This window comes from Streptomyces sp. NPDC006265 (assembly GCF_040613555.1).
GTDB lineage: Bacteria > Actinomycetota > Actinomycetes > Streptomycetales > Streptomycetaceae > Streptomyces.
In genome coordinates this window covers 1-10,564 of sequence record NZ_JBEXSH010000245.1, presented here as the reverse complement: position 1 = coordinate 10,564, position 10,564 = coordinate 1, and the positions used below count along the sequence as shown (strand labels likewise).

Below are 10,564 nucleotides of genomic sequence, written 5' to 3'. Positions count from 1 at the left end.
GGCCGTCGAGGAGACCGGCGGCGGCGAGGACGTAGACGCCGGTGCAGATGGAGGCGAGCCGGGTGCCGGGGCGGATCCGGGCGAGGGCGGCGGCCGTGGCGTTCACCGTGTGGGCGCTGACCGCCCGCCCGTGGGTGGAGCCGCCGTCCGACACGACTCCACCCCTCACCGGCTGGTGACCCCGCGACGGGAGCCGGTCTAGCCGAGCGCCTGCTGCAGGTCCTCCAGCAGGTCCTCGGCGTTCTCGATGCCGACCGACAGGCGCACCAGGTCGGCGGGGACCTCCAGGGCCGAACCGGCCACGGAGGCGTGCGTCATGCGGCCGGGGTGCTCGATCAGCGACTCGACACCGCCCAGGGACTCGCCCAGCGTGAAGATCTTCGCCCGGTTGCACACCTCGACGGCCGCCTCCTCGCCGCCCGCGACGCGGAAGGAGACCATGCCGCCGAACGACTTCATCTGCTTGGCGGCGACCTCGTGACCGGGGTGCTCCGGCAGGCCCGGGTACAGCACGCTCGTCACGCGCGCGTGCCGCGTGAGCATGTCGGCCACCTTGACGGCGTTCTCGCTGTGCCGGTCCATGCGCACGGAGAGGGTCTTGGTGCCGCGCAGCACCAGCCAGGAGTCGAAGGGCCCGGCGACCGCGCCCATCGCGTTCTGGTGGAAGGCCAGTTCCTCGCCCAGGCCGGCGTCACCGGTGACCAGGGCGCCGCCGACGACGTCGGAGTGGCCGCCCATGTACTTGGTCAGCGAGTGCACGACGACGTCCGCGCCCAGCGACAGCGGCTGCTGGAGGTAGGGCGTGGCGAAGGTGTTGTCGACGACGAGGCGGGCGCCCGCGTTCCGGGCGACCTGCGCGACGGCGGCGATGTCGGTGATGCCGAGCAGCGGGTTGGAGGGGGTCTCCACCCAGACGACCTTGGTCTTCGGGGTGAGGGCGGCCCGCACGGCGGCCGGGTCGCTGGTGTCGGCGACCGACCACTCCACGCCCCAGCGGGCGACGACCTTGGCGAACAGACGGAACGTGCCGCCGTACGCGTCGTTCGGGATGACCACGTGGTCCCCGGGGCCGAGCAGCGTACGCAGCAGGCAGTCCTCGGCCGCCAGCCCGGACGCGAACGCGAGCCCGCGGCGGCCGCCCTCCAGGGCGGCGAGGTTCTCCTCCAGCGCGGTCCTGGTGGGATTGGCGCTGCGGCTGTACTCGTAGCCGCCGCGCAGTCCGCCGACGCCGTCCTGCTTGTAGGTCGAGACCTGGTAGATCGGCGGGACGACCGCGCCCGTCAGGGGGTCGGCGGTGTTGCCCGCGTGGATCGCGAGCGTCTCGAAGTGCTGACTGATGTGCCTGTCGCTCATGGGCACCGAGGGTAGTGCGCCGACGCGAAGCGTGCCGGGGGACGGGGCGAGCCGGGGTTTTCCACAGGTTCCGGGAGCAGGTTGGCCAATTGTCGGCGCGGTCTGGTTCGCTTGTTGCATGGAGATTCTCTGGGTCCTGATCGCGCTGGTCATGCTGGGCTTCGTGCTGCTCCCCTTCCTGCGGCGCAGGCGCGGTGGTGCGATAGGGCTGGTCTCGCCCGACCACCCGGACGCGGCGGACCCGGCGAACTACGGCTTCGTCCTGGAGGAGGAGCTCGACATCCGCATGCCCGGCCCCGACCAGGACCTGCTGGATGTGCTGGACGTGGTGCAGCGCACGCAGGACTACCGCGCCGCGCAGCAGCTCCTGGCGGGCACGGAGACGGAGGGCGAGCGGCGCTGGCAGCGCGTGCAGGCCTTCGCGGGCGCGGCCTCGCTGGAGCTCTCGCGGCGGCCCGGCGGGGTGAGCGAGGCGCCGGGCGGGCAATGGCTGCGCGTGTGGCGGGCCGAGGCACCCAAGGACGCGGGCGGTGCGGCGGTGCACGCCGAGTTCCTGGTGCAGCAGGCGTGGCGGACGGCGACGCCGGGCACGGATGAGTTCCGGATCATCATGGAGGAGGCGAGGACGGCGTGCGGTGACGCGGCGCTGCTCGCCCCCGGTGATCCGATCCCGTACATCGTGGAGCTGTCGGTGGCCCGCGGGCTCGGCTACTCCCAGAAGGACTTCGAGCAGGTCTGGCTGAAGATCCTGGACCGCGCCCCGGCCCACATGGGGGCGCACCTGGCCGCGCTGCACTACTGGTGCGAGAAGTGGAACGGCTCCCGTGCCGAGGCCTACGCGTTCGCCGAAGCCGCAGCGGCCCGCGCGCCCAAGGGCTCCCTCCTCTCGGCGATGCCCCTCTTCGCGGTCTTCGAGCACCTCCCCGAGGTGACCCTGGTGGCGAACTTCTGGCAGAGCGAGGTCGTCACGAAGGCGGTGCACGGCGCGCTGCACGCGGTGCACTCGGCCCGCGCCGACGACCCGATGCTGGCGCATGTGCGGCACATGCTGGTCTTCTTCCTGGTCCGCGGCGAGCGCTGGTCGGAGGCCATGAACCAGCTGATACACATCGACGGCCACGTGGGCGCCCTGCCCTGGACCCTGTCGGCCGACCCGGCGGCGGAGTTCGCGGTGTACCGGGCGCTGGCGGTGGCGGGCTACGAGGCGAACGGCGGCAGCCCGGCGAGCCTGCCGCACTGAGCCCCGCCCGGACCCGCCGGAATTCCGGGTGGTGGCGGCGCGTTGTGGAGGGCGTCGCCCCGATTGGAGACCGCATGTTCCTGCACAGTCGTACGCCCCAGCTGCCGACCGCCGAGCAGGCGCTGCCCGGGCGCCCGGAGCCGGCGTTCACGGTCCCCGACCGCCACACCGTCCTCGGCACCCCGCTGCTCGGCCCCTACCCCGAGGGCCTGGAGACCGCCGACTTCGGCCTGGGCTGCTTCTGGGGCGCCGAGCGCACGTTCTGGCAGCTCCCCGCCGGAGTCTGGACGACCCTCGTCGGCTACCAGGGCGGCCACACCGAGAACCCCACGTACGACGAGGTCTGCTCGGGCCTGACCGGCCACACCGAGGTCGTGCGGGTGGTATTCGACCCGGAGCAGATCTCGTACGAGCGCCTTTTGAAGACGTTCTGGGAGTCCCACGATCCCACGCAGGGCTTCCGTCAGGGCAACGACGCGGGCACGCAGTACCGCTCGGCGATCTACACCCACACCCCCGCCCAGGAGGCCACCGCCAAGTCCTCCCGCGAGGCGTACCAGAAGGTCCTGACGTCCTCCGGCTACGGCGCCGTCACCACGGAGATCGTCACGACCGAGGGCCGCCCCTTCTACCCTGCGGAGGGCTACCACCAGCAGTACCTGGACAAGAACCCCGCGGGCTACTGCGGCATCGGCGGGACGGGAGTGTCCTGCCCGGTCGGCGTGGGGAGGGCCGGTGGCTGATCCTTCGAGCTTCGGCGGGGGCTGGATCTTCGAGGAGGGTCTGCGGCCGTTCTGCGAGACCATCGCGGAGTTGTCGGGCTACGAGTTCGACGATCTGGACTGGCAGGCCGTCGGCAACGCCCTGCCCCACACCGACGTCGAGAAGCCCGACGGCTGGTACGACTACCCGCTCTCGGGCAGGGTGCCGCTGACCCTGCTGGTCGCGGACGACCCCGGCTCGTCCGTGGTCTTCGTGCGGGTCACGGGCAACCCCGACGACCGCACGCGGGCACAGATCGAAGCGGCCCTGCACATCTTCAGCATGTACACCGTGCGCTGACGGTTCGTTCCCGAGGTAAGGGGCTGCTCCGGGCGCCCGGTCAGCCCTTAGGGTGCCTGCGTGACTGCGCCCCTGAGTTCCGACAGGTCCCGTGCCGCGCTGCGGATATCCGCGCGGGTTTCCGCCGAGTTGCTGCTGGTGTTCGCCATGTCCGCCGTGGCGTTGTGGTTGCTGGGCCGGATGTGGTCCGTGGTGTGGCCGCTGGTGGTAGGACTGCTGCTGACCACACTGACCTGGCCCGCGGCCCGGTTCCTGCGCCGGCGCGGGTGGCCGCCCGCGCCGGCCGCGTCGGTCGTGACCGTGCTGTTCCTGCTGGTCGCCGTCGGCGTGGTGGCGCTGATCGCCGTGCCGGTGGCGTCCCAGTCCGGGGAGCTGACGGACGGTGTCGTGGAGGGCATCCAGCGGCTGCGCGAGTGGGCGGCCGGGCCGCCGCTGAACATCGGGGACGCGCAGATCAACAAGGCCTTCGACAGCGCGGTCTCCCGCGCCCAGGAAGGCGTCGGCAGCATGGTGGGCGCTGTCGTCACGGGCGTGAGCACCGTGGTGAACGGCGTCGTCACCGCCGTCCTCGCGCTCTTCCTGATGTTCTTCTTCCTCAAGGACGGCCCGCGGTTCCTGCCGTGGCTGTCCCGTCAGCTGCCCGGCCGGCTCGCCACCGACGTCCCTGCCGTGTTCGACCGTGGCTGGGACACCCTGGGCGCCTTCGTGCGGTCCCAGGCGGCCGTCGGTCTGCTCGACGCCGTCCTGATCGGCCTGGGCCTGTGGATCCTGGGTGTCCCGCTGGTGCTGCCGCTGGCGGTGCTGACCTTCGTCTCGGCGTTCGTGCCGATCATCGGCGCCCTGTTCGCCGGCTTCGTCGCGGTGCTCATCGCGCTCGTGTCGAACGGTTTGACGGACGCGCTGATCGTGCTGGCCATCATCGTCGTGGTGCAGCAGCTCGAGGGCAATGTCTTCCAGCCCATGATCCAGAGCCGCGGGCTCGGCCTGCACGCGGCCGTGGTGCTGCTGGCGGTGACCCTGGGCGGCAGCCTGGCCGGCATCGTGGGCAGCCTGCTCGCCGTGCCCGTCGCGGCGCTGATCGCGGTGGTCTGGAACTACGTGCGCGAGCAGCTCGTCGATCCGGCGGGCGAGGCGGGCACCGACGAGGAGAGGGCCGACGGACCGGGGACCGACGAGCCTGACTCCGGAGCCGCCGTCCCGTCGTAGCGGCACCGCCGCAGGGCTTCGCGGGCGGCATCCGACGCGCGAACGGCCCCGCTCGGGTCGCGGGGCCTCTCCTCGCTTGCGAGTCTGCAGGCGGAGAGGAGAGCCACCACATGATTCCTGTCACCGCGTCACCGGTGCGCCTGGAGGCGTCCGTCGATCCCCGCCTGTCCCGCTGGATGTGGCTGGTGAAGTGGCTGCTCGCCATCCCGCACTACATCGTGCTGGTGTTCCTGTGGATCGGGTTCGTCGTCGTCACCGTGATCGCCTTCTTCGCGATCCTGTTCACCGCCCGCTACCCGCGGCCCCTCTTCGACTACAACGTCGGCGTGCTGCGCTGGAACTGGCGGGTCGGCTACTACGCGCACACCGCCCTCGGCACCGACCGGTACCCGCCCTTCACCCTCGCCGACGTGCCCGACTACCCGGCGCACTTCGACGTCGTCTACCCCGAGCGACTGTCCCGCGGGCTGGTCCTGGTGAAGTGGTGGCTGCTGGCCATCCCGCAGTACATCGTGGTCGCGATGTTCGCCGGGAGCGGCTGGGGCGGCGGGGACGACTGGCGGGGCGGTGGGCTGCTGCCCTTCCTCTCTCTGGTCGCCGTCGTCATCCTGCTCTTCACCGCCCGCTACCCGCGGCACCTCTTCGACTTCCTGATCGGCCTCGCCCGCTGGACGGCCCGCGTGACGGCCTACGCCGCGCTGCTGACGGACCAGTACCCGCCGTTCCGGCTCGACCAGGGCGGGCAGGAGCCCCCGCCGGCGTCGCCCCCGGCATCGCCCCCGGTCTCCCCGCTGACCAAGCCCTGACCCCGCGAAGGGCGCAATCCGCAGCGGAAGCGATTCCTCCCGCCCTACGCTCCCTCGCATGGTTCTCAGACGAGCGTTACAGCTGATCATGGTCATCGCCCTGGCCCTCGCGGGGGCGGTCCAGGGCGGAGTGAGCACGGCACGGGCCGAGGAGAACGGGACGTCGACCGGGCGGCAACTGCTGTTCTACAACCACGCCTACGGTGTGCTCGACCGGCAGACCGCGGACGCCGTCGAGCACTCCTCGTACCTGCGGGACTTCGCCAACTTCCAGGTCCGCACCACCACCGGTTCCGGCGGGCAGACCTGGACCGGCCGCTATCTGATGGGACGCGAGACCTACTTCGAGCTGTTCGGGGTGGGCGACGTGCCCGGCAAGGACGGCACCCTCGGCTCCGCCGGCCTGGGCGTGTCCACCGAGCGCGCCGGTGACCTGCCCACGGTGATCGAGCGGCTGCACACGGCCGGGATCAGCGACCCGGTCGAGTTCCGGCAGACGCGCGACTTCGGCGACGGCGTCCCCGTGCTCTGGTTCGACGCGGTCTTCACCACCGATGAGTACGACTTCTTCGGCGCCTGGGGGATGGAGTACCGGCCGGAGTACTTCGCCGACCCGCGCAGCAACACCGAGCCCGCCTCCCACCCCGGTGACGTGGGCCGGGAGCGCTACCTGCCCGACGCCTACCGCGACCACCTGATGCGGGACGTGACCGGCATCCGGCTCGCGGTGACCGCACGGGACCTCGCCAACACGGTGCCGCTGCTGAAGGCCGGCGGTTTCGCGGTCCGGCCCCTGCCGGGCGGGGGCGCCGTCGCGAAGGGCGGCGGCACCACGATCCGCTTCGACTCCGTGCCCCTGGACCAGGTGGGTCTCCGCCAGATCGAGATGTCGCTGAACCAGCCGGTGTCCTACCGGCACGTGGAGCGGATCGGCCACTCGGCCCTGGTGGTCGGGCCGGGCCCCCGCGCGGTGTGGACCTTCGAGGAGCAGGACCGGTCGAACGCCGGGCAGGACCAGGACCGGTCGAACGCCGGTCAGGCCCAGGACCGGCCGAGCGCCGAGTAGGACAGGGGCTCAGCCCAGCCGCTCCGCCAGGAACTCCGCCCAGGTCCGCTTCCCCTCCTCCGCCCCGGCCGTCGCCAGGTTCGCCCCGGCCCGGTACGCCCGCCCCGGCTTCCCGGGGATGCGCACCGGCAGCATGCGGCGGCGCCTGCCGGTCAGGCGGAGGTAGGGGCGGGCCAGGGCGGCGAGGTCGTAGAAATGCGGTCCGGCCAGGTCCGGGACCAGGCCGGACGGGACACCGAGGGTCAGTTCCACGAGGCGGGCGGCGACCTCGCGCGAGTCGACCGGCTGGAGCCGCATGCCGCCCGGGACCGGGAACAGCGGCATCTTCGCCATCTTCTCGACCATGGTCAGCGCGAGGTCGTGGAACTGGGCCGCGCGCAGGATCGTCCACGGGATGCCCGAGTCGGTGACGGCCCGCTCCGACTCCAGTTTGGTCCGCATCCAGGCCAGCGGGACCCGGTCCGCGCCGATGACCGAGACGTAGACCAGGTGCCGTACACCGGCCCCGGACGCGGCGCGGACCAGGGCGCGGGTCGCCCGGTCGTCGCCCTTGGGGCCGCCCGCCAGGTGCAGCACGGTCTCCACCCCGTCGACGGCGGCCTCGACGCCCTCGTCCTTCAGCAGGTCGCCGGTGACGTGGCCGATGCCGTCCGTGGCGGGGCGGGCGTGCCGGGTGAGGATCCGCACCTCGTGTCCGGACGCGCGCAGGAGCGGGACGACGTGGGCGCCGAGGGTGCCCGTGCCGCCGGTGACCAGGATCGGTGCTGTCATGACTGCTCCCCGGTTCTTCGTCAGGTGATGTCGCCTTCGCCGGTATGACGCGCGGCGGCACGACGATGTGACGAGCCGGGGTGCGGACGGCTCAGCCGCCGCTGCCGTAGGGCCTCGTGATGATCTCCAGGCGGTGGCCGTCGGGGTCGTCGAAGTAGGCCCCGCGGCCGCCGTCGTTGTGGTTGATCTCGCCGGGGCGGCTGTGGAACGGGTCCGCCCAGTACGTCAGGCCGGCCTGCCGGATGCGGTCGAAGATCTCGTCGAACTCGTCCTCCGAGACGAGGAAGGCGTAGTGCTGGGGCGTGATGGCGCCGGGGCTGTCCATGAAGTCCAGCGTCACGCCGTTGGAGATCTCGACCGGGAGGAACGGGCCGTAGGGCGGGCTGACGTCGAGCCCCAGGAGGTCGGCGAGGAACCGGGCCGAGGCGCGCTTGTCGTGGGCGACGACGATGGTGTGGTTCAGCTGCACGGTCATGGTGGCCTCCCCTGACATACGTGGCGGACCCCTCTGGTGCACTCCCCCACGTGTACCCCGCGCGCACCCCGTCGTGCATCACGAGCGCCCTGAGGGCACCGGCGCGCGGCCGGGGCCCTCAGGGCTGTGTCACGGGGGTGCGGGGTCAGATCGTCGCCGTGTCGATCACGAACCGGTAGCGCACGTCGCTGGCCTGGACCCGCTCGTACGCCTCGTTGATCTGGTCGCCGCGGATCAGCTCGATCTCGGAGCCGAGGCCGTGCTCGGCGCAGAAGTCCAGCATCTCCTGGGTCTCCGCGATGCCGCCGATCATGGAACCGGCGAGGGTCTTGCCGCCGCCGATCACCGAGAAGAGGTTGAGGGAGACGGGCTCCTCGGGGGCGCCGACGTTGGCCAGCGTGCCCTCTGTCTTCAGCAGGGACAGGTAGGAGTTGAAGTCCAGCGGGGCGGACACCGTGGACACGATCAGGTCGAACGTGCCGGCCAGCTCCTCGAAGGTCTTCGGGTCGCTGGTTGCGTAGTAGTGGTCCGCGCCCAGCCGCAGGCCGTCCTCCTGCTTGCGCAGGGACTGCGACAGCACGGTCACCTCGGCACCGAGGGCGTGGGCGATCTTGACGCCCATGTGGCCGAGGCCGCCCAGGCCGACGATCGCGACCTTCTTGCCGGGGCCGGCGCCGAAGCGGCGCAGCGGGGAGTAGAGGGTGATGCCGGCGCACAGCAGCGGCGCGGCGACGTCGAGCGCCAGGCCGTCGGGGATGCGGACGACGAAGTTCTCGTCGACGACGACGTTCTCCGAGTAGCCGCCGTAGGTGGGCTCGCCGTCCTTGCCGATGCCGTTGTACGTCGGGACGTTGCCCTGGACGCAGTACTGCTCACGGCCGGCCTTGCAGTTCTCGCACTCGCGGCAGGAGTCGACCATGCAGCCGACGCCCACGCGGTCGCCGACGGCGAACTTCGTGACGCCCGGGCCGACCGCGGAGACGACACCGGCTATCTCGTGGCCGGGGACCATCGGGAAGATCGCCTCGCCCCAGCCCTCCTGGGCCTGGTGGATGTCGGAGTGGCAGATGCCGGCGAACTTGATGTCGATCAGGACGTCGAATTCGCGGACCTCGCGGCGGTCGATGGTGGTGCGCTCCAGCGGAGCCTTGGGAGCGGGAGCGGCGTACGCAGCAACAGTGGTCATGCCGGGGGTTCTCCTAGCGGGGTTCTGTGCCCGGCTGCCTTCTGGATCTTCTGACCGGGCACGATCTCCAGCCTGCCCGATCCGTGCGTACTCACCCAGACCACGGTTTTGCGTACGCACACGGTGCGTACCACTGGCGGGGTCAGGCTCGTGGGCGTACGACCAGGAATACTGGACGGCATGGACGAACAGCCCGAAACCGCACAGACGGCCGGTGGCGGCCTGGACCGGCGCGCCGAGCTCAGTGAGTTCCTGCGCACCCGGCGGGCCCGGCTGAAGCCCGAGGACGTGGGGCTGCCCGACTTCGGGCGGCGGCGGGTGCCCGGGCTGCGCCGCGAGGAGTTGGCGCAGCTGGCCGGGGTGTCCGTGGCGTACTACACGCGTCTTGAGCAGGGCAACGGCCGCAACGTCTCCGCGGAGGTGCTGGACGCGATCGCGCGCGCCCTGCGGCTGAGCGACGCCGAGCACGCGCACCTGATGCATCTGGCAAAACCGAAGCAGCACAAGAAGAAGCCGGTGGCGCGCAGCCAGCAGGTACGGCCGGCGCTGCGGCATCTGCTGGACTCGATCGAGTCCGTCCCGGCGTACATCGTCGGGCGCCGCTCGGACATCCTGGCCTGGAACCGGATGGCGTCGGCCCTCTTCGGCGACTGGGCGGAGGTGCAGGCGCAGGAGCGGAACTGGGCGCGGCTGGTGTTTCTGCGGCCCGAGTACCGCGAGCTGTTCGTCGACTGGGACCAGAAGGCGTCCGACATCGTCGGCTACCTGCGCATGGACGCGGGCTGCCACCCGGACGACCCGCAGCTGTCCGCCCTGGTGGGCGAGCTGTCGGTGAAGAGCGAGGAGTTCCGCCGCCTCTGGGCCGCCCACAACGTCAAGGAGAAGAGCTACGGCGTCAAGCGCATGCGCCATCCCCTGGTCGGTGAACTGGCTCTCTCCTTCGAGACGTTCCGCCTGATCGACGACGGCGAGCAGTCCCTGATCACCTACCACGCGGAACCGGGCACCCCGTCGGCGGAGGCCCTGCGGCTGCTGGCGAGCTGGGGTGCGGACGCGACCCGCTCGGGCACGAGGGCTTCGACACCGTCGGACTGAGAGGCATCCGTGCCTCGGTCACCGTCAGAGGAAGAGGCATCCGTGCCTCGGTCGCCGTCGGAGCGAGAGGCCCCCGTGCCTCAGTCGACGACGCCCAGGTCCTCCCGCATGAGCCTCCGCATCGCGGACAGCCGCGGTTCGGCCTCCTTCAGGTCGAGCAGGGCGCCCTCCGCGCTCTCGCCCTCCCGGGCCACGCCGCGGTCGAGTCGTTTGACGGCCGCGTCGATGCCCGCCAGGACCTCGTTCACGGACCGTGAGGCGTCGAGGATGCGCTCCGGCTCGTTCATCTGGGCCTGCGCGTACC

11 protein-coding genes and 1 pseudogene are annotated in these 10,564 nt (G+C 71.4%); 7 read left to right on the top strand and 5 right to left on the bottom strand.

What is annotated here, in order from left to right; all coding sequences use genetic code 11:
• Positions 1-198 precede the first annotated feature (198 nt).
• Complete coding sequence (locus ABZ281_RS20700; RefSeq protein ID WP_356657463.1) at positions 199-1,353, bottom strand: cystathionine gamma-synthase; 1,155 nt, start codon at positions 1,351-1,353, stop codon at positions 199-201.
• 118 nt (positions 1,354-1,471) lie between these two features.
• On the opposite strand from ABZ281_RS20700, the gene ABZ281_RS20695 reads away from it, so the two are divergent.
• The 6 genes from ABZ281_RS20695 to ABZ281_RS20670 all read left to right on the top strand — a co-directional run bounded on the left by ABZ281_RS20695 (position 1,472) and on the right by ABZ281_RS20670 (position 6,733).
• The gene (locus tag ABZ281_RS20695) at positions 1,472-2,593 is read left to right on the top strand and encodes a hypothetical protein (RefSeq protein ID WP_356657461.1); all 1,122 of its coding nucleotides are present in this window, start codon (positions 1,472-1,474) and stop codon (positions 2,591-2,593) included.
• Between the two features lie 74 nt (positions 2,594-2,667).
• Complete coding sequence (msrA, locus tag ABZ281_RS20690) at positions 2,668-3,336, top strand: peptide-methionine (S)-S-oxide reductase MsrA (protein ID WP_356657459.1); 669 nt, start codon at positions 2,668-2,670, stop codon at positions 3,334-3,336.
• Entirely contained in the window at positions 3,329-3,655 is a 327-nt protein-coding gene (locus tag ABZ281_RS20685) for a hypothetical protein (protein WP_356657457.1), read from the top strand. The genes msrA and ABZ281_RS20685 overlap by 8 nt, the downstream gene beginning before the upstream one ends.
• 60 nt (positions 3,656-3,715) lie before the next feature.
• Positions 3,716-4,861, top strand: coding sequence for an AI-2E family transporter (locus ABZ281_RS20680; protein WP_356657455.1), 1,146 nt, complete (start codon positions 3,716-3,718; stop codon positions 4,859-4,861).
• A 110-nt stretch (positions 4,862-4,971) separates the two neighbouring features.
• Entirely contained in the window at positions 4,972-5,667 is a 696-nt protein-coding gene (locus ABZ281_RS20675) for a DUF4389 domain-containing protein (RefSeq protein ID WP_356657453.1), read from the top strand.
• Positions 5,668-5,749: 82 nt separating this feature from the next.
• Complete coding sequence (locus ABZ281_RS20670; protein ID WP_356657465.1) at positions 5,750-6,733, top strand: DUF5829 family protein; 984 nt, start codon at positions 5,750-5,752, stop codon at positions 6,731-6,733.
• A 9-nt stretch (positions 6,734-6,742) separates the two neighbouring features.
• Here ABZ281_RS20670 and ABZ281_RS20665 read toward each other — a convergent pair whose 3' ends face one another.
• The 3 genes from ABZ281_RS20665 to ABZ281_RS20655 form a co-directional block, all read right to left on the bottom strand.
• Positions 6,743-7,504, bottom strand: a complete 762-nt coding sequence (locus ABZ281_RS20665) for an NAD(P)H-binding protein (protein WP_356657451.1) — start codon at positions 7,502-7,504, stop codon at positions 6,743-6,745.
• 91 nt (positions 7,505-7,595) lie between these two features.
• Positions 7,596-7,979: a VOC family protein gene (locus ABZ281_RS20660; RefSeq protein WP_184908964.1), complete on the bottom strand. Its 384-nt coding sequence runs from the start codon at positions 7,977-7,979 to the stop codon at positions 7,596-7,598.
• A gap of 145 nt (positions 7,980-8,124) precedes the next feature.
• On the bottom strand, positions 8,125-9,165 hold the full coding sequence (locus ABZ281_RS20655) for an NAD(P)-dependent alcohol dehydrogenase (protein WP_356657449.1): 1,041 nt from the start codon (positions 9,163-9,165) through the stop codon (positions 8,125-8,127).
• 180 nt (positions 9,166-9,345) lie between these two features.
• On the opposite strand from ABZ281_RS20655, the gene ABZ281_RS20650 reads away from it, so the two are divergent.
• Complete coding sequence (locus ABZ281_RS20650; RefSeq protein WP_356657447.1) at positions 9,346-10,260, top strand: helix-turn-helix transcriptional regulator; 915 nt, start codon at positions 9,346-9,348, stop codon at positions 10,258-10,260.
• Between the two features lie 80 nt (positions 10,261-10,340).
• Here the strand turns inward: ABZ281_RS20650 and ABZ281_RS20645 are convergent.
• A pseudogene (locus ABZ281_RS20645) lies at positions 10,341-10,564 on the bottom strand (hypothetical protein); the annotation flags it as partial.

What these genes read in the sequence shown, in the direction of transcription:
- ABZ281_RS20700 (WP_356657463.1), bottom strand. Translation starts at nt 1,353, where the DNA reads ATGAGCGACAGGCACATCAGTCAGCACTTCGAGACGCTCGCGATCCAC.
- ABZ281_RS20695 (WP_356657461.1), top strand. Translation starts at nt 1,472, where the DNA reads ATGGAGATTCTCTGGGTCCTGATCGCGCTGGTCATGCTGGGCTTCGTG.
- msrA (WP_356657459.1), top strand. Translation starts at nt 2,668, where the DNA reads ATGTTCCTGCACAGTCGTACGCCCCAGCTGCCGACCGCCGAGCAGGCG.
- ABZ281_RS20675 (WP_356657453.1), top strand. Translation starts at nt 4,972, where the DNA reads ATGATTCCTGTCACCGCGTCACCGGTGCGCCTGGAGGCGTCCGTCGAT.
- ABZ281_RS20665 (WP_356657451.1), bottom strand. Translation starts at nt 7,504, where the DNA reads ATGACAGCACCGATCCTGGTCACCGGCGGCACGGGCACCCTCGGCGCC.
- ABZ281_RS20660 (WP_184908964.1), bottom strand. Translation starts at nt 7,979, where the DNA reads ATGACCGTGCAGCTGAACCACACCATCGTCGTCGCCCACGACAAGCGC.
- ABZ281_RS20655 (WP_356657449.1), bottom strand. Translation starts at nt 9,165, where the DNA reads ATGACCACTGTTGCTGCGTACGCCGCTCCCGCTCCCAAGGCTCCGCTG.
- ABZ281_RS20650 (WP_356657447.1), top strand. Translation starts at nt 9,346, where the DNA reads ATGGACGAACAGCCCGAAACCGCACAGACGGCCGGTGGCGGCCTGGAC.